The organism is Methylobacterium sp. E-016 (assembly GCF_022829745.1).
In the GTDB taxonomy this organism is placed as follows: domain Bacteria; phylum Pseudomonadota; class Alphaproteobacteria; order Rhizobiales; family Beijerinckiaceae; genus Methylobacterium.
Map to the genome: position 1 here is coordinate 194,769 of NZ_JAKSYF010000156.1, position 16,759 is coordinate 211,527.

The following is a 16,759-nucleotide window of genomic DNA, read 5'->3' on the forward strand; positions in this document are numbered from 1 at the left end:
TTGGACTTCCGTCTCGGCGAGGGTGCGCGGGCGGCCGGGCACCGCCTTCACGTCCACGACCGCCTCGGCTCGACCAACACCGAGGCGCTCGACCAGGCCCGCGCCGGCGCGACCGGGCCGCTCTGGATCGCGGCGCGTGCCCAGGAGGCCGGCCGCGGCCGGCGCGGCAACGTCTGGGCCTCGATCCCGGGGAACCTGACCGCGAGCGTGCTTTGGCCGGTGGCCGGTGTCGAGCCGGAGCGGGTCGCCGGCCTCGGCTTCGTCGCCGGCATCGCGCTGGTCGAGGCCCTGGAGGCGGCCTGCGGCCCCGACTCGGCCGGGACGTTCGGCCTCAAATGGCCGAACGACGTGCTCGCGGGCGGGGCCAAGCTCGCCGGCATCCTGCTCGAGGCGGAGACGCTGCGGGGCGGCCGGCGGGCGGTGGCGATCGGGTTCGGCGTCAATGTCGCAGACGTCCCGCAGGCGTTTTCGGCCTCCGCCACCTCTCTGGCGGGGCTCGGATACCCACTTGATGCCGGCATGGTGTTGGCGGATCTGACGAATAAGCTTGCCGTGGCGGCCCGTATCTGGGATCGCGGACGGGGATTTCCTGAGATTCGCGAGCGTTGGCTCGCACGGGCCTCCGGCCTCGGATCGCGCATCGCGGTCCGCAGCGGGACGGAGACCCTGGTCGGCGATTTCGAAGACATCGACGAGGGGGGGCGGCTCGTGATCCTCGCCCCCGATGGAACGCGGCGGACCGTGACGGCGGGCGAGGTGCATTTTGGGACGGCCGCGACGGCGGCATGAGATGGATTCTGGATTTATGACAACGGGACAGGACGAGCTCGTCTTCCTGCCGCTCGGCGGCGTGGGCGAGATCGGGATGAACGCGGCGCTCTACGGCTTCGGGCCGGAGAAGGGCCGCAAGTGGATCATGGTCGATTGCGGGATGGGGTTCGCGAGCGAGGAGGCGATGCCCGGCGTCGACCTCATGTTCCCGGACCTCTCCTACATCGAGGAGCGCAAGAAGGACCTTCTCGGGATCTTCATCACCCACGCGCACGAGGACCATATCGGCGCGATCAGCGAGCTGTGGCCGCGCCTCAAGGTGCCGGTCTACGCGACCCGCTTCGCCAAGAGCCTGCTCGAGACCCGGCGCCTGTCGGAGCCGGGCGCGCCGAAGGTCGACCTGCGCGAGATCAAGCCGGGCCGGCGCGTGACGCTCGGGCCGTTCGAGATCGACTACGTGGCGGTCTCGCACTCGATCCCGGAATCGAATGCGGTGGCGATCCGCACCTCGGCCGGCCTCGTGCTGCACACCGGCGACTGGAAGATCGACCCGACGCCGATCCTCGGCGACGTGACCTCGGCCGAGGCCTTCCGCGCCATGGGCGACGAGGGCATCCTGGCGCTGGTCTGCGATTCGACCAACGTCGTCCGCGAGGGCTTCTCGCCGAGCGAGGCCGAGGTCGCCTCGACCCTGGCCAAGCTGATCGCGGCCGCGCCCCAGCGCGTGGCGGTGACGACCTTCGCCTCGAACGTCGCCCGCATCCGCGCGGTGGCCGAAGCCGCCAAGGCCTGCGGGCGCGAGGTGGTCGCGGTCGGCCGCGCCATGGACCGGGTCATCGACGTCGCCCGCGAATGCGGCTTCCTCGACGGGCTGCAGGAGTTCCGCCGCGCCGATTCGTGGCGCGACCTGCCGCGCGACAAGGTCGTGGCGCTGCTCACCGGCTCGCAGGGCGAGCCCCGGGCGGCGCTCGCCCGCGTCTCCCGCAAGGACCATCCGGACATCGCGCTCGCCGCCGGCGACCAGGTGATCTTCTCCTCGCGCGCCATCCCCGGCAACGAGCGCGACGTCGGCGCGATCATCAACGACCTGATCGAGCAGGGTGTCGAGGTCATCACCGACCGGACCGAGCTGGTCCACGTCTCCGGCCACCCGCGCCGCGACGAGATGGCCGAGATGTACGCCTGGACCCGGCCGCAGACGGCGATCCCCGTCCACGGCGAGGCGCTTCACCTCGACGAGCACGCGCGCTTCGCCCGCGCCCACGGCGTCGACAACGTGGTCAAGGCCCGCAACGGCACCCTGATCCGCCTGAGCCCCGGCAAGCCGGAGATCATCGACCACGTGAAGTCGGGCCGCCTGTTCAAGGACGGCAACGTCCTGATCGACGGGAAGGACCGCGCGATCCCCGAGCGGCGCAAGCTCGCCCAGGCCGGCCTCGTCTCGGTGGCAATCGCCATCGACGAGAGCGGCGAGGTGTTGGGCGAGCCGGCGGTCGACATCATCGGCCTGCCCAACCGCGGCCGCGGCGGCGCGCCGTTGATCGACACCGTGGTCGATTCGGTCTCGCGCACCCTGTCGGGCATGTCGAAGGGCAAGCGCCGCGACTCGGAGGCCGTCGAGAAGGCGGTCGACCGTGCCGTGCGCTCGGCCGTCAACGAGGTCTGGGGCAAGAAGCCCGCCTGCCACGTGCAGGTGGTCGAGGTCTGATTTCTACCTTCCCCCCGCTGGGGGGAGGGCGCCTCGCGAATGCAAGGCGGGAGAGGGGCCGGCACGGGTCTTTCCGGAACTGTCGCTCCCCTCTCCCGACCCACTCCGTGGGCCACCCTCCCCCGCAGAGGGGGGAGGGAGAAATCCGTCGCGGAATTCAGGGAGAAACCAATGATCGGCCGGCTCAACCACGTCGCCATCGCGGTGCGCGATCTCGACGCCGCCTGCAAGGTCTATCGCGAGACGCTGGGCGCGACGCTGACCGCGCCGCTGCCGCAGCCCGAGCACGGCGTCACCGTCGTGTTCGTCGAATTGCCCAACAGCAAGATCGAGCTGATGGCGCCGCTCGGCGCGGATTCGCCGATCGCCAGCTTCGTCGAGCGCAACCCGGGCGGCGGCGTCCACCACGTCTGCTACGAGGTCGACGACATCATCGCCGCCCGCGACCGGCTCAAGGCCGAGGGCGCCCGCGTGCTCGGCACCGGCGAGCCCCGCATCGGCGCGCACGGCAAGCCGGTGCTGTTCCTGCACCCGAAGGACTTCCTCGGGACGCTGACCGAGCTGGAGCAGGTCTGATCCGGGTGAACGCGCTCCTGAAGGCCGTGGCGCGCACGACGCCGCGGACGCTCGGCGTCGTGCTGGTTCTGGTGGCCGCCTTCGTCGCGGTGGCGGTTCTGCAGTTCCGTCTCACGGTGTTCGGCGCGAGCGCGTTGTACTTCGTGGTGTGGTGGACGCTGCTCTTCGCGATCCTGCCGATCCGCAACCAGGCCGAGACCGACCCGGCCCGCGTGGTGCCGGGCCAGGATCCCGGCGCGCCGGCCGCGCCGCGGCTCCGCGAGAAGGCGATCTGGACGACGCTCGCCGCCGGCGCGGCCTTCCTGGTCGCGCTCGCCGCGTTCCCCCTGACGGGCCTCTAGGCGCCTTCCGCTCCCGGATGTCGCGTTGACAGCCCGTCGACGTCTGGCGAAAGCTTCGCCGTGGCGCGGCGCTCGACCGCCCGTCATCCCAGGACGACGGAGGATCGCATGCTGGCGCCGGGCGCAACGCCGGAGGGCGAGGCCGCCGCCGGTGCGGCGGCACGGCGGCTCCTGCCGATCGTCCTGGCGCTGTTCTTCACCTGGGGGCTCGCCACCGTTCTCGTCGACATCGTCACCCCGAAGCTCAAGAGCCTGTTCGCGCTGAGCTACGCCGAGGCGACGCTGACGCAGTTCGCGTTCTTCATCGCCTACGCGGTGGTCTCCCTGCCGGCCGGTCTCCTCGTCTCCCGCATCGGCTACATGCGCGGGCTGGTGCTCGGGCCCCTGGTGATGACGGCCGGCTGCGTGCTGTTCGCGCCCGCCGCGCGGGCCGGCGTGTTCCCGCTGTTCCTCCTTGCCCTGTTCGTGATGGCGTCCGGTATCGCGGTGCTGCAGGTCGCGGCGAACCCGCTGGTCGCGCGGCTCGGTGCGCCCGAGCGGGCGTCGAGCCGGCTGACGCTGGCGCAGACCTTCAACGCGCTCGGCACCACCGTCGGCCCGGCGGTCGGCGCCTGGGCGATCCTCGGCCGCGACGCTCCGGCGCCGGCCGATGCGGCGACCGCCTCGCCCGCCATGCTCGCCGCCGCGCGGCAGGCCGAGGCGGCGGTGCTGCAGGGGCCGTTCCTCGCCATCGCGGCCGGCCTCTTCGCGCTGGCGATCCTGTTCTGGTCGCTTCGCGGCAGCGTCCGGGAGACGCCGACGGCGGCGGTCGCGGGCTTCGGCCTCGATCTGCTCGCCCGGCCGCGCCTCGCCCTCGGCGCCCTGGCCTTGTTCCTCTACGTCGGGGCGGAAGTCTCGATCGGCACGCTGATGGTCAGCTACCTCGAGGAGCCGCGCGTCCTCGGGGCGGATCCGGCCACCGCCGGCCATCTGCTCAGCGTCTACTGGGGCGGCGCGCTGGCCGGGCGCATCGTCGGCAGCCTCGCGCTGAGCCATGTCCGGGCCGGCGCGGCGCTCGCGGCCTGCGCCGTCGCGGCCGGCCTCCTCGTCACGGTGTCGGCCCTGTCCCACGGGTCGGTCGCCGCCTGGACGCTGCTCACGGTCGGCCTCGCCAACGCGATCCTGTTCCCGACGATCTTCGCGATGGCGATCGAGGGCCTGGGCGATCGCACGGCGCAGGGGTCGGGGATCGTCTGCGTGGCGATCGTCGGCGGAGCGATCGTGCCGGTGATCACCGGAACCCTCGCCGACCATGCCGGGCTCGGGACCGCCCTCGGGGTGCCGGTGCTGTGCTACCTCTGCGTGGCGGGCTACGGGCTGGCCAACCTGCGCACCGCTCGAGACGTGCCGGCCACCGGGCCGCTGCCGGCCTGAGCGTTCACGGGCGTACGAAACAAAAAAGCAAGGCCCGAGGCCTTGCTTTTCAAGCAGTCAATCTGGTTCGACCTTTGGTTGTCCTACGCATTGACTGCGTGGCGGTCGATTTTCCTCCCGAGACCCGGACCTTTGCGTTCCCTCTGAGGGGCTACGCAACCATCGCGGGCTGCTTATAGGAACAACATTTCGTCCTGTCACCGGGTCGAAGGGACAAATCTGCGTTTTTTCGCCGAGAAATTGCAGGGAACCGTCTCCGGGGCCGTCGGCGGGTGGCGAAGCGACGAAACCGGGCTCCGGCCGGCCCCGAAGACCCAAGCCGCTTGTGTTTTCCGGTTGCAATGTGTTGTGTGCCCCCGGCAACGGGATCGGCGTCCGCGCGCGCCGCCAGACCCGAACCGACCGCCGGATCCGTCAAAGAAGCCTCATGCGTCTGTCCCGCTACTTCCTGCCGACCTTGCGCGAGACGCCCAAGGAAGCCGAGATCGTCTCGCACCGGTTGATGCTGCGCGCCGGCCTCGTGCGCCAGGAATCGGCCGGCATCTACGCGTGGCTGCCGCTCGGCCTGCGGGTGCTGAACAAGGTCTGCGACGTGATCCGCACCGAGCAGGACCGGGCCGGGGCGGTCGAGCTGCTGCTGCCGACGATCCAGTCCGCAGAGCCGTGGCGGGAATCGGGCCGCTACGACGCCTACGGCAAGGAGATGCTGCGCATCAAGGACCGGCACGACCGCGAGATGCTGTACGGCCCCACCGCCGAGGAGGTCGTGACCGGGATCTTCCGGGCGAGCGTGCGCTCCTACAAGGACCTGCCGAAGAACCTCTACCAGATCTCCTGGAAGTTCCGCGACGAGGTGCGCCCGCGCTTCGGCACGATGCGCTCGCGTGAGTTCCTGATGAAGGACGCCTACTCCTTCGACTTCGACCAGGCCGGCGCCCGCCACGCCTACAACCGGATGTTCGTGGCCTACCTGCGCACCTTCGCGGGCCTCGGCCTCAAGGCGATCCCGATGCGGGCCGATACCGGGCCGATCGGCGGCGACCTCAGCCACGAGTTCATCATCCTCGCCCAGACCGGCGAGAGCGAGGTGTTCTGCGACCGCGCCTATCTCGACTTCGAGATCCCGCCCGCGACCGTGGATTTCGAGGACGTCGCCGGCCTGCAGGGCCTCGTCGACGCCTGGACCTCGCACTACGCCGCCACCGACGAGATGCACGAGGCCGACGCCTTCGCCGAGGTGCCGGAGGAGAACCGCATGTCGGCCCGCGGCATCGAGGTCGGGCACATCTTCTACTTCGGCACGAAGTATTCCGAGCCGATGGGCGCCAAGGTTGCCGGCCCGGACGGGATCGAGCGCCCGGTCCACATGGGCTCCTACGGCATCGGCCCGAGCCGCCTGGTCGCCGCGATCATCGAGGCGTCGCACGACGAGGCCGGCATCATCTGGCCGGATGCGGTCGCGCCGTTCGACGTCGCGCTGATCAACCTGAAGACCGGCGACGCCGCGACCGACGCCGCCTGCGCCGAGATCCAGGGGACGCTCGAGGCCGCCGGCCTCAGCGTGCTCTACGACGATCGCGACGAGCGGCCGGGCGCGAAGTTCGCCACCGCGGACCTGATCGGCCTGCCCTGGCAGGTGGTGGTCGGTCCCAAGAGCCTGGCCGAGGGCAAGGTCGAGCTGAAGCGCCGCGCCGGCGGCGAGCGCGAGACCCTGGCGCCGGTGGACCTGATCACCCGAATCCGGCGTGCCTGAGGCTCCGATGGCGGTCGAAGCCGGCACCGAGGCGAGCACGCGGAAGCCGGCATGGCTGCGCGGGGCGACCGCGCCGTTCGCGGCCTTCGAGTGGATCATCGCCGGACGCTACCTGCGCGCGCGCCGCCGCGGCGGCGGCGTCTCGGTGGTGGCGTTCTTCTCGGTGCTCGGCATCGCACTCGGCGTCGCGACGCTGATCATCGTGCTCTCGGTGATGAACGGCTTCCGGACCGAGCTGCTGTCGAAGATCGTCGGCATCAACGGCCACATCTTCGTCACCCCGATCGATCGGACCTTCACCGATTTCGCCGACCTGTCCGAGCGCCTGTCGAAGGTGGCGGGCGTGCGGGCCGCGATCCCGCTGGTCGAGGGCCAGGCCTTCGCCTCGTCGCCCTACGGCGGCAGCGGCGTGCTGGTCCGCGGCGTGCGCGGCGACGACCTCGGGGCGATCGGCGGCATCGCCAAGTCGCTTCGCGGCGGCACGCTAGAGGGCTTCGACGACGGCTCGGGGGTGCTGATCGGCCGCCGGCTCGCCGACAGCCTGGCGATCCAGGCCGGCGATACCATCACGCTCTCGACGCCGAAGGGCGCGACCACGGCCTTCGGCACCGCGCCGCGGACCAAGAGCTACACGGTCAAGGCGATCTTCGAGATCGGCATGACCGAGTTCGACTCGACCTTCGTGTTCATGCCGCTCGCGGAATCGCAGGCGTTCTTCAACCGCGAGGGCGACGTCAGCCTGATCGAGATCTACATCGACAACCCCGACGCGGTCGCCGCCATGCGCGAGCCGCTGGAGCTGGCGGCCGAGCGGCCGGTGCTGCTCACCGATTGGCGCCAGCGCAACCGAACCTTCTTCGGGGCGCTCGAGGTCGAGCGCAACGTGATGTTCCTGATCCTGAGCCTCATCGTCGTCGTGGCGACCTTGAACATCGTCTCCGGCCTGATCCTGCTGGTGCGCGACAAGTCGAGCGACATCGCCATCCTGCGCACCATGGGCGCGACCCCCGGCACGGTGATGCGCGTTTTCCTGATCAACGGCGCGCTGATCGGCCTCGTCGGCACCCTGTCGGGCCTCGGGCTCGGCATCCTGATCACGCTGAACATCAAGCCGATCCAGCGCGTGCTGTTTCCCGGCGCCTGGGACCCGACGGTGCGGTTCCTCGCCGAAATCCCGGCCGAGATGAACCCCACCGAGATCACGGTCGTGGTGCTGACCTCGTTCCTGCTCGCGCTCGCCGCGACGGTCTATCCCTCCTGGCGCGCGGCCCGGCTCGATCCGGTGCAGGCGCTGCGCTACGGCTGAGCGGCAGTTCCATGAGCGGCACCTCCGAGAGCGCCGGCATCCCGCCGGTGCCGGCCCTGTTCTTTTCCCGCGTCGAGCGGCGCTATGCGCAGGGCGACCGGTCGCTCGACATCCTGCGCGGGGCCGACCTCGCGATCTGGCCGGGCGAGCTGGTCGCGCTGGTCGCGCCGTCGGGCGCCGGCAAGTCGACCCTGCTGCACCTCGCCGGTTTGCTGGAGCGGCCGGACGGCGGCGAGGTCTACGTCGGCGGCCAGCCGACCGCGGCGATGAAGGATGCCGAGCGCACGCGCTTCCGCCGTGAGGAGATGGGCTTCGTCTACCAGTTCCATCACCTGCTGCCGGAGTTCTCGGCGCTGGAGAACGTGGTGATGCCCCAGCTCATCCGCGGGCTCGGGCGGGGCGAGGCGAAGGCGCGCGCCACCGAGCTCCTGAGCTTCCTCGGCCTCAAGGACCGCCTCGTCCACCGGCCGGCGGAGCTGTCGGGCGGCGAGCAGCAGCGCGTCGCGATCGCGCGCGCCGTCGCCAACGGCCCGCGCCTGCTGCTCGCCGACGAGCCCACCGGCAACCTCGACCCCTCGACCGCGGGGCACGTCTTCTCGATCCTGCTCTCGCTGGTGCGCGCTTCCGGCCTCGCCGCCCTCATCGCCACCCACAACATGGAGCTCGCCGCCCGCATGGACCGCCGGGTCACGATCCGCGACGGGCTGATCCAGCAGCTGGACTGAGGGCGCACGGCGCGGTTCGGGATCCGCGCTCCATCCGTGCCGAATCGGAGCATTCGTCGCGAGATCCGCGCAGGCGTTGCAACCGAAACGAAGGGTCGCGGATTACCCGTTCGGACACGCACGAAGCGTCTCCGCTCCGGCGCCGGCGCGCCGGCCAAGCTGCCCAGGCGAGACCCAGATCCATGTCGACGACGTCCGTTGCTCCCGTCCTCGCGCTCGTCGCGCTCCTCGGCTTCGCCGCCCCCACGACGGCGTCGGCGGCCCCCGCCACCGCGACCGTGACCAAGGTCGCCGAGGTGACGCCCCCCGTCCGTCCGGTCTCGGCCACCGAGGGCGAGGACGACGGCGGCACCTGCAGCCGGATCCGCCGCCGTCTCTGGGTCGAGGGCGAAGGGTGGATCGTTCGCCGTATCACCACTTGCCGTTGAGCGGGATCGACTTCGGCGCCGCGCGCAATTCTGTGAGCAACAGCGCTCGCCGCGCGGTTTAAGCAGTCTTCGCCCGTGGCTTGGGCGGGCCGACCGGAACGAGATCGGCGAGACCGGGGTTTGCCCCGCATGTCAGCGTCCCGACCGGAGTTGCGATCCATGACCCGTCACCATCCGTCCCGCTCGCGGATCGCCGCCCGGTTCGCGCTCGCCGCCGCCCTGTCGCTCGGCGTCGGGGCCGCGCACGCCGAGACCGTGCGCGTCGCACCCTACGGCTACGGCTCGGCCTATGGCGGTCCGGTCGGGTACGGCTTCGCCGACGAGGCGGTGCGCGGTGCGTATATCGGCGCGCCCTTCAGCAGCGTGCCCTCGCCGAACCGCATCGTCCCGGCCCCCTGGAGCTACGGCACCTACGGCATCCCGACGATCTCGGGCCTGCGCGAGGCACCGGTGGCGGCGCCGAGCCTGACCGTGATCAACCCCGGCCTTCACCCGGCCTCCCGCCGCGGGCAGGGGCCGCGCATCCTGTCGCGCGGACGCGATGGCGCCTGGACCTCGGGCGGGCAGGTCCAGTCCGGGAACGGCGTCTCGGTCGTCACGGTCTCCGTGCCGCGGCGCTGAGCGTCAGCGGCGTTTGGGCTCGGTGAGCGCCGCGTACCACGCGGCATAGGGCGTGTTGCGCGGATGGCGCCCGCCCTGGTCCTCTGCTCCATCCGTCCACCAGACCGGCCCGCGCTCGCCGAGGGCTTCCTTGGCGGCCTGCACGGCGCCGCGCGCCGACCGCAGCAGCGCCGGAGCCTGAGGGTCGCCCTTCCGTTCGGCGCGCTTGGCCGCCCCGACGGCGCGGCGCGCATCCATCAGCGCGTCGACGTGGCGTTGCCGGGCCTCTTCCGGCAGTCGCGGGTCGGTGCAGCGCCAGAGCCGCTCCCCGACGACGAAGTAGCGCCCGTCCGGCGTGCGCGGGTACGGTGCCGCCTCCGCCCCCTCCGACCTTCCTGTCGCGGTCACGCTCGCCTCCCGCACCCGCAATCGGGGTTCCCGCTCGTCCTCGGCGCCGCGTCGGCGCCGACCGGCGTTCGTACGATTCCGTCGCCGATCATCCACGTGTGCGCGAGCCGAGACTGCATCTTAAGGTTTTTAAGGCCTGGTTGCATCAGAACCCTTTCCATCGGTATCGCGCGCCATGCACATCGTCATCGTCGATTCGAGCCGCGTCGTCCTCAAGATCATCACCGGGCTGCTGGAACCGCGCGGGCACGTCGTGAGCGCCTTCACGGACTCAGCCGCCGCCCGCGATTTCCTGGAGGAGACCCCGAGCGTCCGGGTGCTGATCACCAGCCTCGAGGTCCGGCCGGTGACGGGACTGGAGCTGTGCTGGTCGGCCCGGCTCCTCGCCGAGGCGCGCCGCCCCCTCTACGTCGTCACGATGTCGTCGGCGCGCAACGCGCGGAACCTCGCCGAGGCCTTGGACAGCGGCGCCGACGACTTCATCGAGAAGCCGCCGAGCGCCGAGGAGCTGCATGCGCGCCTGCGCGCGGCCGAGCGCCTGACCACGATGCAGAACGAGCTGATCCGGCTCGCCGAGACCGACCCGCTCACCGGCCTGCTCAACCGCCGCGCCTTCTTCGCCCGGGTCGGCGCGGCGACCGAGCGCGCCGGCAACCACGGGGCGCTCTCGGCCGTGCTCGCCGACATCGACCATTTCAAGCGCATCAACGACGAGCACGGCCACGACGTCGGCGATGCCGCGATCAAGGCCGTGGCCGAGCTTCTGGGTGCCCAGGGGATCGTCGGGCGCCTCGGCGGCGAGGAGTTCGCGGTGGTGCTGCCCGGACTTTCCCTCGCGGAGGCCGAGGCCGTCGCCGGGCGGCTCCGCCTGCAGGTGAGGGACCTCCGCATCCGCGGATCGCGCGGCCCCGTGCGCATGACGTGCAGCTTCGGCGTCAGCACCTGGTGCGAGGGCGACAGCGTCACCGCGCTGACCAAGCGCGCCGACATCGCCCTCTACGAGGCCAAGACCTCCGGGCGCGACCGCGTCGTCTCGGCCGAGAACGACCTCGTCCTCGCCCGCGCCGGCTGAAGCCCGGTCCGCTTCGCCGGCACGGGGACCCGCCGCCCTGCGTCGCTCGGTCGTCGCGGAGACGGAGGGACGTTAAGGTTGATCGCGCTGTGCCTGCGCGAGACACGCGTTAAGTATAAGCCCGGCGCCGTATCTGATTTCGACACAAGTCGACTGCGAAAGACCGCAGGATTCGTCTGGAACGAGTCTTGAAACACTTCTTCCGACCCCGGCCGAATTGTGCCATGCCGGGAAAGAAGGGTGCGCGGTATGAGTACGGCCGTAGACGTCCTGGTGTTCGACGAGCCCCAGGAGCTGAATCCCGCCTTCCGCGCGACGCTGGAGCACATGCCGGCGCTCCATACGATCGGCGAGGCCGACCTCGATCAGGTCGACCCGGCCAACACCGTCGCGCTGATCTTCCTGGACGAGACCCGGCTGCAGGTCGGGCTCAGCCACCTCGTGGACCTCAAGGCGCGCCTGCCGGCGCTGCGGACGCTGGTGGCGTTCCAGGCGCTGAACGCGGCCGACGTCGACGCGCTGCGGGAGGCCGGGGCGGACGCCTTCGTGGCCCGCTCCGCCACGCCGCGGGACCTCTGCAACGCCGTGCTGGCCCTTGCCGAGGGCGCCCCGCGGCTGATCGCCCGGAGCGAGGTCGAGGCGAGCACGGCCCCGTCCGCGGAGCCGGCCGACAGCCTCGGGCTGACGCCGCGCGAGGCCGAGGTCCTGCGCTTCCTCAGCGCCGGCTTCAGCAACAAGGAGGTCGCGCGCCGCCTGATGCTGTCGGTTCGCACGGTGGAGACCCACCGCCTCAACCTGCGGCGCAAGACCCAGACCGGACGGTTAAAGGATCTGGTTTCGCTCGCCCGTCAGCTCGGCCTCGCGCCGGTGCTCGACACCGAGCAGGGCCGTCGCGGGGCCGAATCGGCGCGGGCCAGCACGGGCGAGGGTCCGGCGCGCCATTGAGCGCGCCGCGACCCGGCCGGGCGGGCGTTCAGGCACGCGCGGCCTCCGCGCCCTTGGCGGCCTTCGCCGCGGGCTTGCGCGGCGTGTTCGTCTTCGCCGCCTTGCCGGCCCGAGCCGTCCGGCGCGCGGCCTTCGCCGTGCCGGTCGAGGGCGCGTCTCCGGCGAGCCGGGTCTGCAGCAGGCTCAGCACCGCCGCCTCCTCCGGGCGCAGGCGGCCGAGATCCTCGACCAGCTCGCTCTCGACCGCGTCCTTCACCTGGAGCAGCAGGGCGCCTTCGAGGTAGCAGTCGATGATCTGCGGGTGGATGTAGCACTTGCGGCAGATGGTCGGCGTGTTGCCGAGCCGGGCCGATACGTTCTCGATCGCCGCGCGGACGTTCTTCTTGGCGCCGGCCTCGCCGTCGAAGGTCTCGAACTCGCGAAGCGCCAGCGCCGCCAGCACCGTGCCGGCCCAGGTGCGGAAGTCCTTCGCCGTGATGTCCTGCCCCGAGATCTCGCGCAGGTACGCGTTGACGTCCGACGAGGTCACGTCGCGCTGCTCGCCGGCCTCGTCGATGTACTGGAACAGCTCCTGGCCCGGCAGGTCCTGGCAGGCCTTGACGATCTTGGCCACGCGCCGGTCCTTCACCGACAGGTTCCAGGTCTTGCCGCTCTTGCCCTTGAAGCGGAAGGTCATCGCCGCGCCCTCGACCGTCACGTGCGGGTCGCGCAGCGTCGTCAGGCCGTAGCTCTTGTTGGCCTTGGCGTAGTCGTCGTTGCCGACGCGGATCAGCGTTGTCTCGAGGAGATGCACCACGGTGGCGAGCACCTTCTCGCGCGACAGGCCCCTGCGCCGCATGTCCGCGTCGATCCGCGTGCGGATGCCCGGCAGCGCGTCGGCGAAGGCCATGATGTGGCTGAACTTCGTCGAGTCCCGCGCCGCGCGGAAATCGGGATGGTAGCGGTACTGCTTGCGCCCCTTGGCATCGCGCCCGGTGGCCTGGATGTGGCCGTTCTTGCGCGGGCAGATCCACACGTCGGTGTAGGCCGGCGGGATCGCCAGGGACTTGATCCGCTGGACCTGCGCCTTGTCGCGGACGGGCGCGCCCTTGGCGTCGACGAAGCGGAAGCCCTTGGCGGTCTTCTTCCGGGTCAGGCCCGGCATCGTGTCGTCGACGTAGGCGAGCCCGGCCTCGGCGGCCGCGTCGCGCGGGTCGACGACGGTGCCGGCGGTCTCGTCCGAGGACACGAGATCCGATGCCATGAGCGCTGCTCCTCGCTTGCGAAAGCCTGCCCTCAACCGGTCGCCGCGCGGCCGTGTTCCGGCGTCTGCGTATCCGCCGTACACGGATGCGCGCCCGTGTTAGAGGCTCGTGCGATGGACGCCGCCCCTTCCGCCCCCGCCGCGCCGATGCGGCGCCTCGCCTTCGTCGTCACCGAGGATTGGTTCTTCGCCTCGCATTTCCTGCCGATGGCGCGGGCGGCGGTGGCGATGGGCCTGTCGGTCGCCGTGGTGACGCGGGTGCGCGACCACCGCGCGGTGGTCGAGGCGACGGGCGCCCGGGTGATCGCTTTGGAGGCGGAGCGCTCCAGCCTCAACCCGATGGCCGCCGGCTACGCCGCGGGGCAGCTCGCCGCGATCCTGAAGGCCTGGAAGCCCGATATCGTCCACTGCATCGCGCTGCGCGGGATCCTGGTCGGCGGCACGGCGGCGGCGATGGCCGGCATCCCGGCGCGCGTCTACGCGCTCACCGGCCTCGGGCTGATCGGCGCGCGCGCCGACGCGGCCGGACGCCTCTCGCGGACCGCTCTGCGCCACCTGATCCGCGGGCCGCTGGCCTCGAAGCGCACCCGCTTCCTGTTCGAGAACCCGGACGATGCCGCCGCCCTCGGCCTCGACCCGGCCGACACCGCGGTGACGATCGTCGGCGGTGCCGGCGTCGACCCGGACGCGTTCGTGCCGCGGCCGCTGCCGCCGCATCCGCCGCTCCGGGTCGCGATCGTGGCGCGGATGCTGTGGTCGAAGGGGATCGACGTCGCCGTCGAGGCGGTGCGGCTCGCCCGCGCGCAGGGCGCTGCGGTCGAGCTTGCGCTGCACGGCGCGCCCGATCCCTCGAACCGCCGGGCGATCCCCGAGGCAACGCTGCGCGACTGGTCCCGCGACGGGGTCGCCTGGCTCGGGCCGACGCGGGACGCGGCCGCGGCCTTCGCCGGCGCCCATGTCGGCTGCCTGCCCTCCCGCGGCGGCGAGGGCCTGCCGCGCACCCTGCTGGAGGCCGCCGCCTGCGGCCGGGCGCTGCTCACCACCGACGTGCCGGGCTGCCGCGCCCTGGTGCGCGACGGCATCGAGGGCCTCGTCGTCCCCCCCGGCGACGCGCCGGCTCTGGCCGCCGCCCTGGTCCGGCTCGCGGGCGATCCGGATCGCGTGGCCGCCCTCGGCGCGGCGGCCCGCAGGCGCATCGTCGAGGACGGGTTCTCGGAGCACGCGGTGGTGCAGGCCGTGTGCGGCCTCTATCGCGAGTTGCTCGGGCCATGATCACGCCGGAGAACGCCGCCGCCTTCATCCGCGCGAACACCCGCCTGCTGCCGGTGGCGCATGCGCCGGAGATCGTGCTCCACGTCGCCGACGAGGCGACGGAGCTGTGGCAGAAGACCGAGGACGAGCTCGCCGAGATCGGCCTGCCGCCGCCGTTCTGGGCCTTCGCCTGGGCCGGCGGGCAAGCCCTCGCCCGCTACCTCCTCGACAACCCGGAAATCGCCGCCGGCCGGCGCGTGCTCGACTTCGCCTCCGGCTCCGGCCTCGTGGCGATCGCGGCGGCGCGGTCCGGCGCCGCCTCGGTGCTCGCCAGCGACCTCGATGCCTTCGCGATCGCGGCGATCCCGCTGAACGCCGCCGCCAACGGCGTCTCCGGGCGCATCGCCACCTCCTCCGCCGACCTGATCGGCACGGTGCCCGACGTCGACCTCGTGCTCGCCGCCGACATCTTCTACGAGCGCGACCTCGCCGGCGCGGTCGGCGACTGGCTCGGCCGCCTGCACGCGGCCGGCACCACGGTGCTCATCGGCGATCCCGGCCGCAGCTACCTGCCGCGCGCCCGCCTCGAGGCGATCGCCAGCTACGCCGTGCCGGTGACGCGGGCGCTGGAGGATGCCGAGATCAAGCAGAGCCACGTCTGGCGCTTCGTCGCGTGATCGCGCCGCCGAAGGCCGCCGGTGATGGCCGGCGATGCGGATTTCTATCGAAGATAGTATTCGCCTGACCATCCAGTGGTTGTATACGCCGCAACGTCATCGATCGTTTTTCGCTGCCGCAGCATTCGTTCGCGGCGGTATGTATTGCGCGGCTTGGGATCGAACGAATTGTAGGTTGATTAATGTCCGTCGGGCAAAGTTCGCTCCAGGCCACCTGAGGTTTCGGTGGGACATGGACCGGACGATGAACGATCCCAACGCTACGATCACGCTGCCCGCCGGCAGCGCGATCTTCGAGGAAGGCGAGCCCGGAACCGTGGCCTACCTGATCGTCGCCGGACGGGCCGCGATCTTCCTGCGCCGCGACGGCATCGAGCAACCGCTCGCCGAGCGCGGCCCCGGCGAGATCTTCGGCGAGATGGCGATCCTCGATTCGGGCCCGCGCCCCACCTCGGCGCGGGCGATCGAGGACTGCGTCCTCGTCCCGATCTCCGAGGCGCAGATCGAGAATCGCCTCCTGCAGGCGGACCCGATCCTGCGCCTGTGCTTCGGCGTGGTCATGGCCCGCTATCGCGACGCGATTGCGCTGCTGAAGCCGCATGCCCCGGCCGTGACGGCGCGCCCCGTCGCCGTCGAGCCCTCGCCGGCGCTCAAGGCGGATTTCCAGGCCGCGATTTCCGTGGTGATGATGGAGCGCGCCCTGCGCCGGGCGCTCGACCGCGACGAGTTCGAGCTGTTCCTCCAGCCGATCGTGCGGCTCGGCACCGAAACGCTGGCCGGCTTCGAGGCGCTGATCCGCTGGCGCCACCCCGAGCAGGGCCTGGTGCCGCCGATGACGTTCATCCCCGTGGCCGAATCGAGCGGGCTGATCGTCGAGATCACCGAATGGGTCGTCTCCGAGGTCGGCCGGATCATGCCGGAGATCGTGATGGCGGCCCTGCAGAACCCGGGCGCCGCCGACGGGCCGCTGTTCCTCTCGATCAACGTCACCGGTTACGACCTCGCCCGCGCGAGCTTCCCGGCGATGGTCGCCGAGATGCTGCGCTCCACCGGCATCGCCCCCGCGACGCTGAAGCTGGAGATTACCGAGAGCACGGTGATGCGCGATCCCGCGGGCGCCACCGAGGCCCTCAGCGTGTGCCGCGAGGCGGGCATGGGCATCGCCATCGACGATTTCGGCACCGGCTACTCGTCGCTGAGCTACCTGTCGAAGCTGCCGATCACGACCCTGAAGGTGGACCGCGCCTTCGTCCGGGCGATGCTGACCACCCCGTGCAACCGCAAGATCATCCAGACCATCCTCGTGCTCGCCGACGAGCTCGGCATCCCCGTGGTGGCCGAGGGCATCGAGGCGCCGGCCGAGGCGGCGGCGCTCGCCGAGATGGGCTGCGCCTACGGCCAGGGGTACCTCTATGGCTGCCCGGTGCCGCTGGCCGACACCCTCGCCCTGATCCGGAGCTGGAAGGCCGCCGGCGGCGACGCGCCGCAGATCGCCGCGGCGTGACCGGCCGCGGATGGGCCGAGCTGTCCCGCACGCCCGGC

General features: G+C 71.5%; 17 protein-coding genes. 15 read left to right on the plus strand and 2 right to left on the minus strand.

Going from position 1 to position 16,759, the window contains the following annotated elements; translation table 11 throughout:
- The 10 genes from MKK68_RS23985 (at window position 1) to MKK68_RS24030 (ending at window position 9,642) form a co-directional block, all read left to right on the plus strand.
- On the plus strand, window positions 1-789 hold the full coding sequence (locus MKK68_RS23985; protein ID WP_244033113.1) for a biotin--[acetyl-CoA-carboxylase] ligase: 789 nt from the start codon (window positions 1-3) through the stop codon (window positions 787-789).
- Between the two features lie 16 nt (window positions 790-805).
- On the plus strand, window positions 806-2,479 hold the full coding sequence (locus MKK68_RS23990) for a ribonuclease J (RefSeq protein ID WP_244033114.1): 1,674 nt from the start codon (window positions 806-808) through the stop codon (window positions 2,477-2,479).
- Between the two features lie 171 nt (window positions 2,480-2,650).
- Entirely contained in the window at window positions 2,651-3,055 is a 405-nt protein-coding gene (mce, locus tag MKK68_RS23995; RefSeq protein ID WP_147726100.1) for a methylmalonyl-CoA epimerase, read from the plus strand.
- Complete coding sequence (locus tag MKK68_RS24000; protein ID WP_147842749.1) at window positions 3,052-3,396, plus strand: DUF1467 family protein; 345 nt, start codon at window positions 3,052-3,054, stop codon at window positions 3,394-3,396. Before mce ends, MKK68_RS24000 begins: the two co-directional genes overlap by 4 nt.
- 108 nt (window positions 3,397-3,504) lie before the next feature.
- A complete protein-coding gene (locus MKK68_RS24005) occupies window positions 3,505-4,809 on the plus strand; it encodes a sugar MFS transporter (RefSeq protein ID WP_244033115.1) in 1,305 nt (434 codons plus the stop codon).
- A 427-nt stretch (window positions 4,810-5,236) separates the two neighbouring features.
- Entirely contained in the window at window positions 5,237-6,562 is a 1,326-nt protein-coding gene (gene proS, locus MKK68_RS24010; RefSeq protein WP_147843822.1) for a proline--tRNA ligase, read from the plus strand.
- A gap of 7 nt (window positions 6,563-6,569) precedes the next feature.
- Window positions 6,570-7,868 (plus strand): lipoprotein-releasing ABC transporter permease subunit, encoded by a 1,299-nt coding sequence (locus MKK68_RS24015; protein WP_147727873.1) that lies wholly within the window; start codon window positions 6,570-6,572, stop codon window positions 7,866-7,868.
- A gap of 11 nt (window positions 7,869-7,879) precedes the next feature.
- Entirely contained in the window at window positions 7,880-8,593 is a 714-nt protein-coding gene (locus tag MKK68_RS24020; RefSeq protein ID WP_147727874.1) for an ABC transporter ATP-binding protein, read from the plus strand.
- Window positions 8,594-8,775: 182 nt separating this feature from the next.
- Complete coding sequence (locus tag MKK68_RS24025) at window positions 8,776-9,021, plus strand: hypothetical protein (protein WP_147727875.1); 246 nt, start codon at window positions 8,776-8,778, stop codon at window positions 9,019-9,021.
- Between the two features lie 159 nt (window positions 9,022-9,180).
- Complete coding sequence (locus MKK68_RS24030) at window positions 9,181-9,642, plus strand: hypothetical protein (RefSeq protein WP_147843825.1); 462 nt, start codon at window positions 9,181-9,183, stop codon at window positions 9,640-9,642.
- A 3-nt stretch (window positions 9,643-9,645) separates the two neighbouring features.
- On the opposite strand, the gene MKK68_RS24035 is transcribed toward MKK68_RS24030, so the two are convergent.
- Window positions 9,646-10,029: a hypothetical protein gene (locus MKK68_RS24035; RefSeq protein WP_244033116.1), complete on the minus strand. Its 384-nt coding sequence runs from the start codon at window positions 10,027-10,029 to the stop codon at window positions 9,646-9,648.
- Window positions 10,030-10,204: 175 nt separating this feature from the next.
- On the opposite strand from MKK68_RS24035, the gene MKK68_RS24040 reads away from it, so the two are divergent.
- Window positions 10,205-11,101: a GGDEF domain-containing protein gene (locus MKK68_RS24040; RefSeq protein ID WP_147727878.1), complete on the plus strand. Its 897-nt coding sequence runs from the start codon at window positions 10,205-10,207 to the stop codon at window positions 11,099-11,101.
- 249 nt (window positions 11,102-11,350) lie between these two features.
- A complete protein-coding gene (locus MKK68_RS24045; RefSeq protein WP_244033117.1) occupies window positions 11,351-12,046 on the plus strand; it encodes a response regulator transcription factor in 696 nt (231 codons plus the stop codon).
- Between the two features lie 28 nt (window positions 12,047-12,074).
- Here MKK68_RS24045 and MKK68_RS24050 read toward each other — a convergent pair whose 3' ends face one another.
- Window positions 12,075-13,289 (minus strand): DNA topoisomerase IB, encoded by a 1,215-nt coding sequence (locus tag MKK68_RS24050; protein ID WP_244033118.1) that lies wholly within the window; start codon window positions 13,287-13,289, stop codon window positions 12,075-12,077.
- Window positions 13,290-13,403: 114 nt separating this feature from the next.
- Here MKK68_RS24050 and MKK68_RS24055 point away from each other — a divergent pair, with 114 nt between their 5' ends.
- The 3 genes from MKK68_RS24055 to MKK68_RS24065 all read left to right on the plus strand — a co-directional run bounded on the left by MKK68_RS24055 (window position 13,404) and on the right by MKK68_RS24065 (window position 16,721).
- Window positions 13,404-14,561, plus strand: a complete 1,158-nt coding sequence (locus tag MKK68_RS24055; RefSeq protein WP_243988865.1) for a glycosyltransferase — start codon at window positions 13,404-13,406, stop codon at window positions 14,559-14,561.
- Entirely contained in the window at window positions 14,558-15,217 is a 660-nt protein-coding gene (locus MKK68_RS24060; protein WP_147858855.1) for a class I SAM-dependent methyltransferase, read from the plus strand. The genes MKK68_RS24055 and MKK68_RS24060 overlap by 4 nt, the downstream gene beginning before the upstream one ends.
- A 244-nt stretch (window positions 15,218-15,461) precedes the next feature.
- On the plus strand, window positions 15,462-16,721 hold the full coding sequence (locus MKK68_RS24065; RefSeq protein ID WP_244033119.1) for an EAL domain-containing protein: 1,260 nt from the start codon (window positions 15,462-15,464) through the stop codon (window positions 16,719-16,721).
- The last annotated feature ends 38 nt before the right edge of the window (window positions 16,722-16,759 follow it).

What these genes read in the sequence shown, in the direction of transcription:
- MKK68_RS23990 (WP_244033114.1), top strand. Translation starts at nt 806, where the DNA reads ATGACAACGGGACAGGACGAGCTCGTCTTCCTGCCGCTCGGCGGCGTG.
- mce (WP_147726100.1), top strand. Translation starts at nt 2,651, where the DNA reads ATGATCGGCCGGCTCAACCACGTCGCCATCGCGGTGCGCGATCTCGAC.
- MKK68_RS24005 (WP_244033115.1), top strand. Translation starts at nt 3,505, where the DNA reads ATGCTGGCGCCGGGCGCAACGCCGGAGGGCGAGGCCGCCGCCGGTGCG.
- proS (WP_147843822.1), top strand. Translation starts at nt 5,237, where the DNA reads ATGCGTCTGTCCCGCTACTTCCTGCCGACCTTGCGCGAGACGCCCAAG.
- MKK68_RS24015 (WP_147727873.1), top strand. Translation starts at nt 6,570, where the DNA reads ATGGCGGTCGAAGCCGGCACCGAGGCGAGCACGCGGAAGCCGGCATGG.
- MKK68_RS24020 (WP_147727874.1), top strand. Translation starts at nt 7,880, where the DNA reads ATGAGCGGCACCTCCGAGAGCGCCGGCATCCCGCCGGTGCCGGCCCTG.
- MKK68_RS24025 (WP_147727875.1), top strand. Translation starts at nt 8,776, where the DNA reads ATGTCGACGACGTCCGTTGCTCCCGTCCTCGCGCTCGTCGCGCTCCTC.
- MKK68_RS24030 (WP_147843825.1), top strand. Translation starts at nt 9,181, where the DNA reads ATGACCCGTCACCATCCGTCCCGCTCGCGGATCGCCGCCCGGTTCGCG.
- MKK68_RS24040 (WP_147727878.1), top strand. Translation starts at nt 10,205, where the DNA reads ATGCACATCGTCATCGTCGATTCGAGCCGCGTCGTCCTCAAGATCATC.
- MKK68_RS24045 (WP_244033117.1), top strand. Translation starts at nt 11,351, where the DNA reads ATGAGTACGGCCGTAGACGTCCTGGTGTTCGACGAGCCCCAGGAGCTG.
- MKK68_RS24050 (WP_244033118.1), bottom strand. Translation starts at nt 13,289, where the DNA reads ATGGCATCGGATCTCGTGTCCTCGGACGAGACCGCCGGCACCGTCGTC.
- MKK68_RS24055 (WP_243988865.1), top strand. Translation starts at nt 13,404, where the DNA reads ATGGACGCCGCCCCTTCCGCCCCCGCCGCGCCGATGCGGCGCCTCGCC.
- MKK68_RS24060 (WP_147858855.1), top strand. Translation starts at nt 14,558, where the DNA reads ATGATCACGCCGGAGAACGCCGCCGCCTTCATCCGCGCGAACACCCGC.
- MKK68_RS24065 (WP_244033119.1), top strand. Translation starts at nt 15,462, where the DNA reads ATGAACGATCCCAACGCTACGATCACGCTGCCCGCCGGCAGCGCGATC.